The organism is Blastococcus sp. LR1 (genome assembly GCF_020166105.1).
Lineage (GTDB): Bacteria > Actinomycetota > Actinomycetes > Mycobacteriales > Geodermatophilaceae > Blastococcus.
In genome coordinates, this window is the sequence record NZ_JAIUJY010000007.1 from 107,738 (window position 1) to 124,367 (window position 16,630).

10 protein-coding genes, 2 tRNA genes and 1 pseudogene are annotated in these 16,630 nt (G+C 72.1%); 4 read left to right on the plus strand and 9 right to left on the minus strand.

Annotated elements, in window-relative coordinates; genetic code table 11:
• Positions 1-19: 19 nt before the first annotated feature.
• Positions 20-823 (minus strand): serine protease, encoded by an 804-nt coding sequence (locus LBW97_RS19085; RefSeq protein WP_224500957.1) that lies wholly within the window; start codon positions 821-823, stop codon positions 20-22.
• Between the two features lie 183 nt (positions 824-1,006).
• Positions 1,007-1,249, minus strand: a complete 243-nt coding sequence (locus LBW97_RS19090) for a hypothetical protein (protein WP_224500958.1) — start codon at positions 1,247-1,249, stop codon at positions 1,007-1,009.
• Positions 1,250-1,845: 596 nt separating this feature from the next.
• Here LBW97_RS19090 and mobF point away from each other — a divergent pair.
• The 3 genes and pseudogenes from mobF to LBW97_RS19105 form a co-directional block, all read left to right on the plus strand.
• Positions 1,846-5,484, plus strand: a complete 3,639-nt coding sequence (mobF, locus tag LBW97_RS19095; RefSeq protein WP_224500959.1) for a MobF family relaxase — start codon at positions 1,846-1,848, stop codon at positions 5,482-5,484.
• 162 nt (positions 5,485-5,646) lie between these two features.
• Positions 5,647-5,871 (plus strand): AlpA family transcriptional regulator, encoded by a 225-nt coding sequence (locus LBW97_RS19100; RefSeq protein ID WP_224500960.1) that lies wholly within the window; start codon positions 5,647-5,649, stop codon positions 5,869-5,871.
• 162 nt (positions 5,872-6,033) lie between these two features.
• Positions 6,034-6,981, plus strand: a pseudogene (locus LBW97_RS19105) (tyrosine-type recombinase/integrase); the annotation flags it as partial.
• A gap of 205 nt (positions 6,982-7,186) precedes the next feature.
• Here the strand turns inward: LBW97_RS19105 and LBW97_RS19110 are convergent.
• The 6 genes from LBW97_RS19110 to gyrB all read right to left on the minus strand — a co-directional run bounded on the left by LBW97_RS19110 (position 7,187) and on the right by gyrB (position 13,036).
• A tRNA-Ala gene (locus tag LBW97_RS19110) sits at positions 7,187-7,259 on the minus strand.
• A gap of 26 nt (positions 7,260-7,285) precedes the next feature.
• Positions 7,286-7,426, minus strand: a complete 141-nt coding sequence (locus tag LBW97_RS19115) for a DLW-39 family protein (protein ID WP_224500961.1) — start codon at positions 7,424-7,426, stop codon at positions 7,286-7,288.
• Between the two features lie 83 nt (positions 7,427-7,509).
• Positions 7,510-7,583 (minus strand) — tRNA-Ile (locus tag LBW97_RS19120).
• A gap of 60 nt (positions 7,584-7,643) precedes the next feature.
• Positions 7,644-8,309 carry a DUF3566 domain-containing protein gene (locus LBW97_RS19125; protein ID WP_224500962.1) on the minus strand — a complete coding sequence of 222 codons (666 nt, stop codon included), beginning with the start codon at positions 8,307-8,309 and terminating at the stop codon, positions 7,644-7,646.
• A gap of 105 nt (positions 8,310-8,414) precedes the next feature.
• Positions 8,415-10,883, minus strand: a complete 2,469-nt coding sequence (gene gyrA / locus LBW97_RS19130) for a DNA gyrase subunit A (protein ID WP_224500963.1) — start codon at positions 10,881-10,883, stop codon at positions 8,415-8,417.
• 122 nt (positions 10,884-11,005) lie between these two features.
• On the minus strand, positions 11,006-13,036 hold the full coding sequence (gene gyrB / locus LBW97_RS19135; RefSeq protein WP_224500964.1) for a DNA topoisomerase (ATP-hydrolyzing) subunit B: 2,031 nt from the start codon (positions 13,034-13,036) through the stop codon (positions 11,006-11,008).
• Between the two features lie 283 nt (positions 13,037-13,319).
• Between gyrB and LBW97_RS19140 the strand changes: the two genes are divergently transcribed.
• Complete coding sequence (locus tag LBW97_RS19140; RefSeq protein WP_224500965.1) at positions 13,320-14,834, plus strand: SDR family oxidoreductase; 1,515 nt, start codon at positions 13,320-13,322, stop codon at positions 14,832-14,834.
• 91 nt (positions 14,835-14,925) lie between these two features.
• On the opposite strand, the gene LBW97_RS19145 is transcribed toward LBW97_RS19140, so the two are convergent.
• On the minus strand, positions 14,926-16,611 hold the full coding sequence (locus tag LBW97_RS19145) for an ABC transporter ATP-binding protein (protein WP_224500966.1): 1,686 nt from the start codon (positions 16,609-16,611) through the stop codon (positions 14,926-14,928).
• Positions 16,612-16,630 lie beyond the last annotated feature (19 nt).

Here is a 16,630-nt window from a genome sequence, read left to right on the forward strand (position 1 = left end):
TTCAGGGCCAGGTCGGCCGCTATGTCTGCGACGGTGCCTCCAGGTCGGCGTTACCTCGCACGCCTCCCGTGAGGAGGTCGCGAAGGGCCTGGGTCTTCCATACGACGCCGAGGTCGGACTCAGGGTTGATGCGGCCGGAGTACACGCCAAGCACGTGTACGAGGGTGTCGTCGCTGAAGGTGAGACCCGCAGGCGTCCGGTGCCCGCCGGCGGGGGTGCTGTACAAGATCACGGGCGAGCCGGATTGGCCCTTGCGCGTTCTGCTGTCGACGAGGAAGCACGGGAGGGCGTCGAAGTCGACCTCCGGTTCGCTGGCGATAGTGCCGCGGGACCAGACGGCCATCGAGCCGCTGCCGCGGATGCCGAATGGAAATCCAACGATGTTCACGTCTTCGGTGATGCCGATCGCTAGTGGCGTCGTCAGGTTGTCGACCGGATACGGGTAGTACGAGAGCTCGCTCGGATGGTCCACACGTAGGGCGACCACGTCGACGCGGCGGCGCAGTTGCGGGTGCTCGAACCACCTGGGAGCGCCCTGCTCGTCGAACAGGTCGTATTCGACCGCTCGCCACTGATGTCGCCCCACTGTTGAGGAGTGGGCGTTGTGCCAGACGACCAGCTTGTCGGGGGTCGCACCGGAGCTGTGCATGGGCTGACCGTTGAGACGATTCCGTCCCGCGGCGATATGCCAGTTCGTGATGAGCCAGTCCCAGCCGGCCCACTTGACCATGAAGGCCGTGCCCAGCCCAAGCTCCTGTTCGCCGAGCTTCGCACTGACGAATAGGGACATGACGGACGGCAGGGCGACCACTGGCGGCGTCATGGCTGGGCATCGTCGCACGCGACCTCGGGACTCAGCTCCGCGATTAGCCGTCTGCGTTCGCACGGGCTGCCCAGTCGTCGACCGCATGACGCGTTTCTGTAGCCCTCCGCGGCCACGATTGCCGTCTCGGTAGGGGGACCCGTCCGAGAAAGACGCGGGCAGCAAAGCCCCTGCGTGGGCAGGCTAGGCCTTCGGGCGTCGGAGCAGGTACTCCTTCATCAGACCGCCCTGCGACGGCGTGACGGCCGGCGGCCCGAGCAGTTCCCAGCCGTCCGCCGACAGGACGTCGAGGGCGTCCATCTGACGTCGGAGGCTGGCGCTCTCAGGATTCACGGTCTCGTCGTCTCCGGTCGTCAGGAAGTCGATCTTTCCCGGACGGCCTTCGGTGATGGTGACCAGCAGGGTTCCGTGTTCGTAGTGGGTCATGACCCCGAGAGTGGACCAGCGCCCGGCCGTTCACCGCAGTGGACGCCCGTCAACACGCCGCAGCGGGCGTGGGTCGCCCCTGGCACCCGCCGTAGGACCGTCACCGCGAACGGTGACGCCGAGCTCCAGCCGGGTGAGCCCTCGACGGTGTGCCGTAAGGGCAGCCCAGTGACCATTCCCGCAAGGGGGCCACAACCGGCGCACGAGCGGAGTCCCCGCCACAGCGAGCCCTGGGCAAGGCAGTTCCTTCGTCGGCGCGCCGGCGCCCAGACCACCAAGGCCAACCGAGGTACCAGGAGAGCCCAGGCGGACGGCGGCTGCGCTGGCAGCCACGCCGCAGCCCCCAGCATCTGTCGCTCAACCTTCTTGACGCGACTCAACCACTCAACGGCTATCAACGCCTCCGATCAACCCTAACTCCAACACTTCGCACATTGACATACATAGGCCTACTCTGTCGCATTAGAAGCTCTCCCGACAGAACGGCACGCATGCTACCTTCGGAAGTAGCTCGGGCCCCGCTTCGCGGGGCCCATTGGCGTTTCTAGGGGTGACTTGTTGGTCATTGTTGGGTGGCGTTGAGAATGCACGGTGGAATGAAGATCTACGCCGGCGCGCCGGTGGCTGCCCGGCACTACGTGGAGGCCGACCGCGGCCGGGCCGATGACTACTACCTCACCGAGGGCATCGGCCTCGCCCGCCGCTACACCGCCACCGACGGACGGGTGACCGAGCTGGCGCCGCTGACCGGCGACAGCTACGAGACCTGGGTCGCCGGCCGCGACCCCGAGACGGGCGAGCCGCGAGGGCAGCTGCGCGGCGACGAGCACGCCGTTCGGTTCGCCGAGGTGGTGGTCAACGGCCCGAAGACGTGGTCGCTGGCCGCCGCGCTGCACCCGGACATCAGAACGGCGTACGAGGCGGCGCAGGACCGCGCCGCCGAGCAGATCATCACCTGGCTGTCCGTCCACGCCACCACACGCGTCGGCCCGCGCGGCGGGCAGGTGCAGGTACCGGTGGAGGTGCTGGAGGCGGCGACGGTGCGGCACTACACCTCCCGGGCGAACGACCCGCACTGGCACCTGCACCTGCAGCTGCTCTCCCGGGTGTTCGCGGCAGGGAAATGGCGCGGGTTGCACACCGTCGGGATTCGCGACTTCCTGGGCGCGATCAACGGGATCGGGCACGCGGCGATGGCGTGTGACCCGGAATTGAACGCCGCCTTCGCCGCACACGGCTACACCAAGGACGCTACTGGAGAAATACGGGAGCTCGCCGAGTACACGGGGCCGTTCAGCGCGCGGCACGCGCAGATCGCCCGGAATGTGGACCGCTACGAACGTGTTTGGGCCGCGGCGCACCCCGGCGAGCATGCCGGGCCGGCGTTGCGCCGGGCCTGGGATGCCCGGGCGTGGGCCGACGGCCGCCCGGACAAGGTCACTGCCCAGCCCGGGGTCGGGCTGGAGGAACGCTGGCGGGCCGAGCTGTCCGTCCTCGGCTACCGCGACCCGGGTCGGCCGGTCGCCCTGGCCCCCACCCCGATCGGCGCCCTCGATCGAGACGAACTCGCACAGCGCGCGCTGGCCCGGCTCGCGGCGGCACGGTCGGCGTGGAACGCCGCCGACATCCGCGGCGAAGCCGAGCAGCTGATCGCCGCCGCAGGCGTCGTCGCCGACGCAGGCGTGCGCATCGAGCTGGCCGAAGACCTCACCGCCCGCGCCCTGCAACGCTGCCTGCCGCTGCTGGACCGGGACGGGGTGCCCGAACACATCCGCGCCTGGACCTCCCAGCCGGTCCTCGACGTCGAAGCCGACCTGACCACCCGGCTCGCCGCCCGCGCCGCGCGCGGCGTGCCGGACACCTGCCCGGCCCTCCCGGCCGAGCGCGCGGCCGCCGCCGGCCGGCTGGATGCCGGCCAGGCCGCGGCGGTCGCCGCGCTCACCGGCGACACGCCCCTGGTGGTGGTCGAGGGCGCAGCCGGTGCGGGCAAGACCACCACTCTGGCCGCCACCCACCACCTGCTCGAGGCGCAAGGCCGCCGGCTGGTGGTGGTCACCCCCACGCGCAAGGCGGCCACGGTGGCCGCCGCCGAGGTAGGTGCGGCAGCCGGATCAGCGGCGTCCCTGGCCTTCGCGCACGGCTGGCGGTGGAACGACGAGGGGCGCTGGATTCGGCTCACCGTCGGCGAGGACGACCCGGTGACCGGCGGTGTCTATGCCGGGCCGAGCGCGGCCGCGCGGCTACGGCCCGGCGATCTGCTGCTGGTGGACGAGGCCGGCATGCTCGACCAGGACACCGCCCGCGCCCTGCTCACCGTCGCCGACGAGTGCGCGGTCCGGGTGGCGCTGCTCGGCGACCGGCACCAGCTGTCCGCGGTCGGCCGCGGCGGTGTCCTGGACCTCGCCATCGGCCAGGCCGACCCGGCGGCGCACCTGACGCTGGAGGCGGTGCACCGCTTCACCCGCACCGACGAGGAGGGCCGCACCACACCCGACACCGGCTACGCCGAGCTGACCCTGGCCATGCGCACCGGCGAGGACCCGGGTGCGGTCTTCGACGCCCTCCTGGCCAGCGGCCAGATCCAGCTGCACCCCGACGCCGCCACGCTGCGCGACGTAGTGGCCGCCACCGCCGCCGAGTCTTACGGCGCAGGCCACCGGGTTGCCGTGGTGGTGGACACCCGCGACCAGGCCGCCGAACTCAACACCGCCATCCGCGAACGGCTGGCCGCGGCCGGCCGCGTCGATGACCGGACAGTGGCCGTCACCGGTGCCGGGGAGAGGATCGGCGCCGGGGACCGGATCGCCACCCGGCGCAACGACCGCCACCTCGACGTCGCCAACCGCGACTCCTGGGTCGTCACCGCCGTCGGCCGCCGCGGCGGGCTGCTTGTCACTTCTGCTGTCACCCCCGCCGGATCCGTCGCCGGGAACGGGTCCGGCGGTGTCACCCCAGACGCGGGAGAGGCCCGGGTGCTGCCCGCCGGCTACGTCACCGAGCACGTCGAGCTCGCCTACGCCACCACCGCCCATGGCGTGCAAGGCGACACCGTCACCGCCGCGCACGTGGTGATCGGCGACCACACCGGCGCGGCATCGGCCTACGTCGGCATGACCCGCGGCCGGGAAGCCAACACCGCCCACCTCGTCGCCGCCGACGCAGACGAGGCGCGGGAGCAGTGGCTCGCGGTCTTCGCCCGCGACCGCGCCGACCTCGGCCCCACCCACGCCGCCCAGCAGGCCGCCGCCGAGGCCGCCCGCTACGCCCCATCCCGCCCACTGGCCGACGTGCTGGCCGAGCTGCGCGCGGCGTGGACGGCCGAGCAGCACTGCCTTCAGCGACTCACCTACTGGGAGCCGCAGCGCGAGACGCTGCGCGAGGTGGTCAGGCTCGAAGCTCCCCACGCCGGCGAACTGGCCAACCTCCAGGCCGCCTGTGAGCAGACGGCGATCACCGCCGAACAGGCCCGGCAGAAGGCCGCAGCCAGCGGCGCGGCCCTCACCGCCCACGCCGATCGGGTCCGCGACACCCTCCTCGCTCGCTGGGACGGCGAACGCGACGCCGCGCGCGCGGCCGCACGAGTCGTGCTCGACGGCCCAGGCCGGCTCAGACTCCGGCGAGGCGCGGTCGCGCGGGCCGGCCAAGAGCTCACCGACTGGGCCGACCGGTGGCGGCCACACGTGCCGTCCCTGCCCGCCGACCCGTCCGACCTCGCGCAGGTGGCCGGCTGGTTCGACGACCGCCCCGCCCTGTGGAGGGCGCTCGACACCTCCGCCCGCCAGGCGGGCGAACAGGCTCACCCAGAACACGCCCAGCTCTGCGCGGCCGCCGACGCCGCCAGGGACGCGCACGAGCAGGCCCGGCGCACCCTGGCCGAGGCCAGCCGGCGGCGCGAGGAGCGGCTCGACCCGCTCGGACCCGTCGCCTGGACCCCCGACCCGGCCGGCCGGCTCGCCGACCTCCACCGCGACATCGCCGCCACCCGCCAGGAACTGACCGACGCCCGGACGCGCATCGCGACCCTCACCGCCGAGCCAGCTCTCCTCGCCCAGCCGCCCGACCAGCTCGATCGCGAACGCGAGGCCTGGCGCACACGGCGCACGGCCGGCTACGACCAGCGCGAATCGGCGCGCCTGCGGCCAACCGCCCCCGTCCCCGGCGTCCCCCGGCCCGAGGAGGAGCGCCTCGGTCCGTCCCTCATCCGGCGTGACACCGCTCCAGGCGTCGGCCGATGAGTGGAGTGGCCGCCGCCGACGCCGCCGTGGACTTGGACTGCGGAGGCAGGAGAACAACTGGAGGTTTTCGGCAGCATCTTGCGGTCGGCTGTCAGTACGAGCTCCGAATCGGCGCCTTCTCTGGTGACGGAGCCAGTCCACCCGACCAGACCGGAGCCAGCCATGCCCGACCATCCCGCCAGCCACGAGCCCGAACTGCTCACCATCACCGAGGCCGCCGAGCTCCTCCGCGCCCCGGTCGCCACCCTGCGGTACTGGCGCCACCTGGGCACCGGCCCCCGCAGCTTCCGCCTCGGCCGCCGCGTCCTCTACCGCCACGACGACCTCCGCAGCTGGATCGACGCCCAGCACGGCCAGGTCGCCCCTGGCCCACGGAACAGGCAGTGAGCTGCCACCACTCGGCGCCCACAGCAATCCACAGAATGCCGGTGCACCCACCGAAGGACAGGCGACCGACGGCAAGCTTGGCTCGGCAGATGCTCGCGTCAGCGGTAGAACCCCTCGTGCGCACGCCGTGGCCGGGGATCGAGGAGAGGCAGGTGGCCGGCGATGGTGTCGATCGCGAGAAGACCTGACGGTACGTACCGGCCGCGGTACCGCGACGAACAAGGCAAGGAGCACGCCCGCCACTTCAAGCGCAAGGTCGACGCCCAGCGGTGGCTCGACGAGGTCACCGCGGCCGTGCAGACGGGCACCTACGTCGACCCCAAACGGGCCAGGACGACCGTGGGCGAGCTGGCGCCCGTATGGCTCGCCGGGAAGATCAACCTCAAGCCCACCAGTCGGGCCCGCTACGCCGACGTCCTCAAGACCCACGTCCTGCCGCGCTGGGGGAACGTCCCGCTGATCCGGGTGACCCACGGCGACGTGCAGGCCTGGCTGTCCGAGCTGTCCGACCGGAGCTTGGCGGGGGCCTCTGTCCGCAAGGCGCAGGGCGTCCTGTCGGGCGTCCTCGGCCTCGCGGTGCGCGACCGGTGCCTGGCCGTCAACCCCGCGCTCGGCGTGGCCCTTCCCCCGATGCAGGAGAAGCGCCGCCGGTACCTGACCGCTGAGCAGCTCGACGCGCTCGCTGAGGCCGCCGGGCCCGGCCGGGTCGCCGTCTTGGTGCTCGGCTACTGCGGACTGCGCTGGTCAGAGCTGGCGGCGCTGAGGGTGCGGCACTTCGACTTGCTGCGGCGGCGGGTCCTGGTGGAGGAGGCCGTCACCGAGGTCGACGGCTCGCGCCTGGTATGGGGTACGCCCAAGACCCACGGCCGCCGCTCGGTGCCGCTGCCGCGGTTCCTCGTCGACGAGCTCGCCCGGGCGGTCGTGACCCGCCCTGCCGACGAGCTGGCCTTCCCCTCGCCGCAGGGCGCGGTGCTGCGCAACCGGAACGCCCGGTCCGCCTGGTTCGACGCCGCGGCCCGGGCCATCGGGGAGCCCGGGCTCACGCCGCACGAACTCCGGCACACCGCGGCCTCGCTGGCGATCAAGGCCGGGGCCAACGTCAAGGCTGTGCAGCGGATGCTCGGGCACGCCTCGGCGGCCATGACCCTGGACCGCTACGCCGACCTGTTCGACGACGACCTGGACGACGTGGCCGACCGGCTGGACGCGCTGCGGGCCGCATCCCGCGGACGAGTTGCGGACTTTTTGCGGACTGAGACCCCGTCGGAGGGCTCGCCCGAGCCCCCGACGGAGGTGAATACGCAGGTCAGACGAGTGGAGACGAGGGGAATCGAACCCCTAACCCCCGCCTTGCAAAGGCGGTGCTCTGCCAATTGAGCTACGTCCCCCGGAGTGGCCCCGAGGGGCCGGCCGCTCAGCGGGTGGGAGTGCTGACTGCCCCCGGTCCGCTCGTGGCCTCGTGCCAGAGATCGGCCTCGCCCTTGCCGGCCGACCGCTTGCGGACGGCGGCGAGAGCCCCGGCCGCGACGGCGGCGAGCGCCAGCTTCTTCAGCACGTGGAGAACCTCCTCGAGCGCCTCGCCCGCCGCGGAACGACGACCGGAGGAACCACGGAGCCGTGGGGCTCCGGGTACACGGGTGGGCCTGGGAGGACTTGAACCTCCGGCCTCATCCTTATCAGGGATGCGCTCTAACCGCCTGAGCTACAGGCCCGTGAACCTCGGAAAGCTTACCTGGCCCCCGAACCACACCGAACAGGGGGTGGGGCCTCCCTCAGTCGCGCTCGGAGAGCGTGACCTCGAGCCCGCCGACCAGGTCGGAGCAGAGGTTGTAGATGTAGGTGCCGACGGTGCACAGCGCAGTCAGGAGCACCACGTTGATGGCGCCGATGATCGCCGCGCCACCGAACACCACGCCCGGCGTGAGCACCTCGCCCCCGCCGCCGGACTCGGAACCACTGCCGAGCTGGCCGACCAGGCCGTTGATGGTGTCGAAGACGCCGAGGCCGTTCAGCACCAGGTACAGCAGTCCGACGGCCACCATCCAGATGAAGAACAGCGCGATCGACAGGACCAGCGAGATCTTGAGCGCCGACCAGGTGTCGATGTGGCGGAGCTGCAGCCGCGCCCGCCGGGGACCGCGGCCGGCGGACTTCGACGCCGGCCGGGCGGACGTGGAGGTGAGGGCGGGGCCGCTCCCGGTCGCCGGCCCAGTGGCGGACGGAGCGCCGGCGACGACCGCGTGCCCCTCGCCGGTGACCGGCTGCGGCACGACGGGGACCGCCGGCGCCGAACCCGTGGCCGGGCCGACCGCGTGGTGGGCGCCCGTCGTGGGGATGGCCTGCGTGGAGGAGGCCGATGCCTGACCCGCAGGGACAGCCGCGGGTTCCGCCTCGGCCCGGGAGTCGGTGCGCACCGAACCCTGCGTCCGGTCGCTCATGCCAGTCTCCCGTTCCGCAGCGGCCATACCGCTCCCTCAGTGCCTGGCCCCGCGGCGGCCAGGGGCCGCCGCGGGACGCATCTCGTGCGTGACTAGCTGCTCACACTAGGCCGCGGGCTCGTCGTTGTCCGTCGTACGCGCGATCGCCACGATCGACACGTCCTCAGGCAAGTTCATGAGCTTGACACCCATGGTGGCCCGGTCCTTGTTGTGCCGCACCCCGTTCACCGGCGTGCGGATCACGCCGCCGCCGGAGGTGATGGCGTAGAGCTCGTCGCCGAGCGTCACGGCCAGCGCCCCGACCAGTGCACCCTTGCGGGCCTTGGGGTCGGCGGTGAGCACGCCCTTGCCGCCGCGACCCTGGTTCGGGTAGTTCTCGATGCCGGTCCGCTTGGCGAAGCCGCGCTCGGTGGCGACCAGGACGTCGACACCCTCCTGGACGACCATCATCGACAGCAGCCGGTCGTCGTCGGACAGCGCGATGCCGCGCACGCCCTCGGTGGCCCGGCCCATCGGCCGCAGCGCCCCGTCGTCGGCGGTGAACCGGATCGACATGGACTTGCGGGTGACCAGCAGCAGGTCGGACTCGCTGTCGATGAGCGCGGCGCCGACCAGCTCGTCGCCGTCGCGCAGGTTGATCGCGATGACGCCGCCCTGGCGGGGGGAGTCGAAGTCGGTCAGCCGCGTCTTCTTGACCTGACCCTTGGCCGTGGCGAGGACCAGGTACGGCGCCACGCCGTAGTCCTTGATCTGCATGACCTGGGCGATCTTCTCGTCCGGCTGGAACGCCAGGATGTTCGCCACGTGCTGGCCGCGGGCGGTGCGGTTGGCCTCGGGCAGCTCGTAGGCCTTGGACCGGTAGACCCGGCCCTTGTTCGTGAAGAAGAGGATCCAGTCGTGGGTCGAACCCACGAAGAAGTGGTCGACGAGGTCGTCCTGCTTGAGCTGGGCCCCCATCACGCCCTTGCCGCCACGGCGCTGGGAGCGGTAGAGGTCGCTCTTCGTCCGCTTGGCGTACCCGGTGCGGGTGATGGTGACGACGACCTCCTCCTCCGCGATGAGGTCCTCCATCGAGACGTCGCCCTCGTTGGCGACGAACTGCGTACGACGGTCGTCGCCGTACTTCTCGACGATCTCGGCGAGCTCGTCCTTGATGATCTGCCGCTGGCGCGTGGGGGAGTCGAGGATCGCCTGAAGGTCGGCGATGCGGGCCTCGATCTCGGCCAGCTCGTCCATGATCCGCTGCCGCTCGAGGGCGGCCAGCCGGCGCAGCTGCAGGTCGAGGATCGAGACCGCCTGGATCTCGTCGACGTCCAGCAGCTCCATCAGGCCGGACCGGGCCTCGTCGGCCGACGGGCTGCTGCGGATGAGGGCGATGACCGCGTCCAGCTGGTCGAGGGCCTTGGCCCAGCCGCGCAGGATGTGCGCGCGCTCCTCCGCCTTGCGCAGCCGGTACCGGGTGCGCCGCTGGATGACCTCGATCTGGTGGTTGACGTACTCGCGGACGAGCTCGTCGAGGCGCAGCGTGCGCGGGACGCCGTCGACGATGGAGAGCATGTTGCAGCCGAAGGTGGTCTGCAGCTGCGTGTGCTTGTAGAGGTTGTTCAGCACGACCTTGGCGACGGCGTCGCGGCGCAGGGTGAAGACCAGGCGGCGGCCGACGCGGTCCGAGGACTCGTCGGCGATCTCGCTGATGCCCTGGAGCCGGCCTTCCTTGATCGACTCGGCGATCGACTCGGCCAGGTTGTCCGGGTTGACCTGGTACGGCAGCTCGGTGACGACGAGCTGGACCCGGCCCTTGGCGTCCTCCTCGACGGTGACGACGGCGCGCATGCGCACCGAGCCACGACCGGTGCGGTACGCGTCCTCGATGCCCTCGCGGCCGACGATCAGGCCCCGGGTCGGGAAGTCCGGGCCCTTGATCCGCTCCATGCACGCGGTGAGGGCCTCCTCGGCCTCCGCGTCGGGGTGGTCGAGGATCCAGAAGACCGCCTCGGCGACCTCGCGGAGGTTGTGCGGCGGCATGTTGGTGGCCATGCCGACCGCGATGCCGGCGGAGCCGTTGATCAGCAGGTTCGGGATGCGCCCGGGCAGGACCAGCGGCTCCTGGTTCTTGCCGTCGTAGTTGGGCTGGAAGTCGACGGTCTCCTCGTCGATGTCCCGCAGCATCTCCATGGCCAGCGGGGTCAGCCGCGCCTCGGTGTACCGCATGGCCGCGGCCGGGTCGTTGCCCGGCGAGCCGAAGTTGCCCTGGCCGTCGACCAGCGGGTAGCGCATCGACCAGGGCTGGGCCAGCCGCACGAGGGCGTCGTAGATCGAGCTGTCGCCGTGCGGGTGGTAGTTACCCATGACCTCACCGACGACGCGCGCGCACTTCACGTACGAGCGGTCGGGGCGGAAGCCCTGGTCGAACATCGCGTACAGCACGCGACGGTGCACCGGCTTGAGGCCGTCGCGGACCTCGGGCAGCGCACGGCCGACGATGACCGACATCGCGTAGTCGATGTAGCTGCGCTGCATCTCCTGCTGGAGGTCGACCGGCTCGACGCGGTCGCGGAAGGGGGTCTCGGTCACTGGTCAGATCTCCACAGGTGAGTGCACAGGAGTGGACGAACGCGCTGGTGACGTCCTGGAACGGCCCTGCTGCAGGGACCCACCGCGAGCGTGCGGGTGATGGGGTGCAGCGGGGTCCTTCATCAGACGTCGAGGAAGCGGACGTCCTTGGCGTTGCGGGTGATGAAGCTTCGGCGGGCCTCGACGTCCTCGCCCATGAGCACGCTGAACAGCTCGTCGGCGGTGGCGGCGTCCTCGAGGGTGACCTGCAGCAGGACCCGGGTCTCGGGGTTCATCGTGGTCTCCCACAGCTCGGTCGCGTTCATCTCGCCGAGGCCCTTGAACCGCTGGATCGCGTCGTCCTTGATCTTGCGACCGGCCTCGGCGCCGGCCTTGAGGACGGCTTCCTTCTCGCGGTCGGTGTAGACGTACTCGTCACCGACCTTGCCGCCCCACTTGATCTTGTACAGCGGCGGCTGCGCCAGGTAGACGTGCCCGGCCTCGACCAGCGGCCGCATGAAGCGGAACAGCAGGGTCAGCAGCAGCGTGCGGATGTGCTGGCCGTCGACGTCGGCGTCGGCCATCAGCACGATCTTGTGATAGCGGAGCTTCGTCAGGTCGAACTCGTCGTGGATGCCGGTGCCGAAGGCGGTGATCATCGACTGGACCTCGTTGTTCTTGAGGACCCGGTCGATGCGCGCCTTCTCGACGTTGATGATCTTGCCGCGGATCGGCAGGATCGCCTGGAACATCGAGTCGCGGCCGGACTTCGCCGAACCGCCGGCCGAGTCGCCCTCGACGATGTAGACCTCGGAGGCCCGCGGGTCGGTGGAGCGGCAGTCGGCCAGCTTCCCCGGGAGCGAGTTGTTGCTCAGCAGGCTCTTGCGGGCCAGCTTGCGCGCGTCCTGCGCGGCGCGGCGGGCACGGGCGGCCGAGGCGGCCTTGGTGATGATCGTCTTGGCCTCGGCCGGGTTCGCCTCGAACCAGTGCCCGATCTGCTCGTTGCAGATGCGCTGGACGAAGCCCTTGACCTCGGTGTTGCCGAGCTTGGTCTTCGTCTGGCCCTCGAACTGCGGGTCGCCGAGCTTGACCGAGACGATCGCGGCGAGACCCTCGCGGATGTCGTCACCGGTGAGCTTCTCGTCCTTCTCCTTGAGCAGCTTCTTCTCGACGGCGTACCGGTTCACGATCGAGGTGAGCGCCGCCCGGAAGCCCTCTTCGTGCGTGCCGCCCTCGTGGGTGTTGATGATGTTGGCGAAGGTGTGCACCGACTCGGAGTACGCGTCAGACCACTGCATCGCGACCTCGACCGACATCGCGGTGTCGTTCTTGCCGGTGCCCTCGGCGGAGAAGCCGAGGACCGTCTTGTGGATGGCCGTCTTGCGCCGGTTGATGTACGCGACGTAGTCGACCAGGCCGCCGTCGTACTTGTAGGTGACCTCGGTGGGCTCGAACGCCTCGTCCACGGCGGCCGGGTCGGTGGCCTCCAGGGCGACGGACTCCTCGCCCAGCCCGGTCTCGGCCTTGCCCTGACCCGGTCGCTCGTCGCGCAGGATGATCGTGAGGCCGGCGTTCAGGAAGGCCATCTCCTGGAGGCGCCGGTTGATCGTCTCGAACGAGTAGTGCGTCGTCTCGAAGATGCCGCCGTCGGCCCAGAAGGTGATCTGGGTGCCGCGCTTGTCGGTCGGGCCGATCTCCTGCAGCGGGCCCGGCTTGGCCTCGTTGTACTCCTGGTGCCACTCCTTGCCGCGGGTCCAGACGCGGACGTCGAGCCGAGTCGAGAGCGCGTTGACGACGGTGACGCCGACGCCGTGCAGACCACCGGAGACGCCGTAGCTCTTGCCGTCGAACTTGCCGCCCGCGTGCAGGACGGTCAGGACGACCTCGACCGTGGGCCGCTTCTCGACCGGGTGCATGTCCACCGGGATGCCGCGGCCGTTGTCCTCGACCCGCACGCCGCCGTCGGCCAGCAGGGTGACCCGGACGGTGTCGCAGTAGCCGGCCAACGCCTCGTCGACGGCGTTGTCCACGACCTCCCACACCATGTGGTGCAGACCGCGCTCACCGGTGGAGCCGATGTACATGCCCGGGCGCTTCCGGACCGCCTCGAGACCCTCGAGGACGGTGATGGAGCTGCCCGAGTACGAGGACTCGGTCTGGGGTGCTGCGACCACGTGGGGCCTTCCTCTCGAGCAACCGGCGACCTCTCGCCCCCGACACGGGACAGGGGGCGGATCGGCGCAGAAGCGCGCTGAGCCGGTTGCTGACGGTTTCCGTCGTCCACGATACCCCGAGGTCTGACAGGAACAGCGCCGCGCACGCCCTCACGTCGTGTCTGCGCCACTCTCGACACCTCCGCCACCATGGATGTTGCCCCCCGGGTACCGGCGACGTCCTCGACGCCGTGGGCGGCTCCGGCGTCGGGCGCGACCCCGCGGTGGGCCGCAGACTCGGCCCATGACCGTCCCCCACCCCGTCGCACCCCCGTCCCCGGAGCAGCCGCCGGCCGACCCGCTCGTCTGCCTCGTCACCGGCGCCACGGGCTACGTCGGGGGCCGCCTGGTCCCGGAACTCCTGGCCGCGGGGCACCGCGTCCGCGTGATGACCCGCTCCCCGGAGCGGCTGCGCGACCACCCGTGGGCCGCCGAGGTCGAGGTGGTGCGGGCCGACGCCGGCGACGCCGGGTCCGTCGCCGCGGCGTGCGAAGGGGTCGACGTCGTCTACTACCTGATCCACGCCCTGGGCAGCGGGCCCGGCTTCGAGGAGACCGACCGCCGCACGGCGCGGGTCATGGCCGGGGCCGCCCGCGACGCCGGGGTCGGCCGGCTGGTCTACCTGGGTGGTCTCGAGCCGCAGGACGAGGAGCTCTCCCCGCACCTGCGCTCGCGCGCGGAGGTCGCCGCGACCCTGCTCGACTCCGGGGTGCCGACCGTGGTGCTGCGCGCCGCCGTCGTCCTCGGCTCGGGCTCGGCGTCCTTCGAGATGCTGCGGTACCTCACCGAGCGGCTGCCGGTGATGGTGACGCCGCGCTGGGTGCACAGCCGGATCCAGCCGATCGCGATCCGCGACGTGCTGCGGTACCTGGTCGCCTGCGCCCGGCTGCCCGCCGACGTGCACCGCTGCTTCGACATCGGTGGCCCGGACCGCATGAGCTACGCCGAGATGATGCAGCGGTACGCCCGGGTCGCCGCCCTCCCGCGGCGCCGGATCCTGCCGGTGCCCCTGTTCAGCCCGTCGCTGTCCAGCCACTGGGTCGGGCTGATCACGCCGGTGCCGGCGGGGATCGCGCGCCCGCTGGTCGAGTCGCTGCGCAACACCGTCGTCTGCACCGAGCACGACATCGCCGCCTACGTGCCGGACCCGCCGGAGGGGCTGCTCGGCTTCGACGACGCCGTGGCCCTGGCGGTGCAGCGGGTCAAGGACTCCGCGGTCACCACCCGCTGGGCCTCGGCCTCCGTGCCCGGAGCCCCCTCCGACCCCCTCCCCACCGACCCGGACTGGGCCGGCGGAAGCCTGTACGTCGACGACCGGGCGCTCACCTCGACGGCGTCGCCCGACCGGCTCTGGCAGGTCGTCGAGGGCATCGGCGGGGACCGCGGCTGGTACTCGTGGCCGCTGGCCTGGCGGGTGCGCGGATGGCTGGACCGGGCTGTCGGGGGCGTGGGCCTGCGCCGCGGCCGGCGGGACCCCGACCGGCTCTACGCCGGCGACGCCCTGGACTTCTGGCGGGTGGAGGAGCGCGAGGCCGGCCGGCTGCTGCGGCTGCGGGCGGAGATGCGGGTGCCGGGCCTCGCCTGGCTCGAGTTCCACGTGGAACACGGGCCCGACGGGGGTGCCACGCTGCGGCAGCGGGCCACCTTCGCTCCGCGCGGCCTCTCCGGGCACGCCTACTGGTGGGCGGTCGCCGCGTTCCACGGCGTCGTCTTCGGCGGCATGCTGCGCGGCATCGTCCGGGCCGCGGAATCGGACTGACCGCCGTCCTGGCTCACCATGGGACGTCCTGGCTCACCACCGGTGCTGAGCCGGGACGCGGAACGATCAGGTGAGCTGATCATTCCGGGGCTCACACCAGGAGCTGCGCGGTGGCGAGCTCGCGGTAGAGCGGGCTGGTCTCGACCAGCTCGTCGTGCGTGCCACGGGCGACGACCTGCCCGCCGTCGAGGACCACGATGAGGTCGCTGTCCCGGACGGTGGACAGCCGGTGGGCGACGACGAGCAGCGCCCGGTCCGCGGAAGCCGCGGCGAGCGTGTCACGCAGCAGCCCCTCGTTGCGGGCGTCGAGGCTCGCGGTCGGCTCGTCGAGCAGCAGCAGCTCCGGGCGGGCCAGGAGCGAGCGTGCGATGGCCAGCCGCTGGCGCTCCCCGCCGGAGAGCAGCACGCCGTCGTCGCCGACCGGCACGTCCAGCCCCCGGGGTGACCGCTGCACGAGAGCGGTGAGCCCGACGTCGGCCAGCACCGCCCACAGCTCGGCGTCGCCGCTGCCGGGGGCGGCGAGCAGCAGGTTCTCCCGGATCGTGCCGGCCAGGACCGGCGCCTCCTGCTCGACGTAGCCGAGCCGGGCGCGCAGCGCCGCCCGGGGCAGGTCCCGCACGTCGGTCCCCGCCCACCGGATCGCACCGCCGGACAGCGGGTAGAAGCCCTCGATCAGCGCCAGGACCGTGGACTTGCCGGCACCCGACGGCCCGACCAGCGCCACCCGGCTGCCGGCCCGGACCGACAGCGAGACGCCGCGCAGCACCGGCGTCCCGTCCGGATAGCCGAACGAGACGTCGTCCAGCTCCAGCAGCGGCGCGGGGTCCCCCGCCGCGGGGCTGCGCGGGGCGACGACGGCGCCGCCGCGCTCGGGGCGGTCGTCGGCCTCCGGGGCGAGCCGGAGGATCTCCTGGATCCGGGCGAGCGCCCCGAGGCCGCTCTGCACCTCGGTCCAGGCGTGCACGAAGCGGCCCAGCGGCATGACCAGCAGGAACAGGTAGAGGATGAAGGCGACCAGGTCCGCGACGCCGATGGAGCCCTCCGCGACCCGGTAACCGCCGAGGCCCAGCACCGCCAGGAACGCGCCCTGCACCGCGATCGAGCTGGCCGGCGAGACGAGCGCCTGCAGCCGGGCGACCTGCACTCCCGCGGCGTACGAACGGCCCGCCGTCTCCCACACCGCCTCGACCTCACGCGCGGTCGCGCCGCTGGCCCGGATGGTGCGCACCGCCGACAGCGCCCGCTCCAGCGCCGCCGTCATGGCGCCGACCGCCTCCTGCGCCTGCCGGCTGAGCCGGCGGATGCCCCGGGAGACGCTGATCGCGACGGCCATCCCGACGCCGACGGCCAGCACGGTGACCAGCAGCAGCCAGACGTCGACCAGCGCCATGGCCACGAGCGCGCCGACGGCGATGACCACCGACCCGGCGATCTCCACGATCCCGGAGGTGACCGTGGCCCGCAGCAGCGTGGTGTCCGCGCCGACCCGCGACATCAGGTCGCCGGTGCGGCGCCGGTCGTACTCGGTCACGGGCAGCCGCAGCAGCCGGTCGGCCAGGGTGCGCCGGGTGGTGAGGACGACGCCCTCGCCGGTGCGCTGGAGGACGAACTGCTGGGCCGCTCCCAGCACGGCGCCGACGACCAGCACCGCCACCAGGGCGGCGACCGCGACGAGCACGGAGCGCCCGGCGCCCACGGCCTCGATGACCCGCGCGACCAGTGCCGGCTGCGCCAGCGCCGCGGCCGCGCCGACCAGCGACAGGCCTGCGGCCAACATGAGCGCCCGCCGGTGCGGG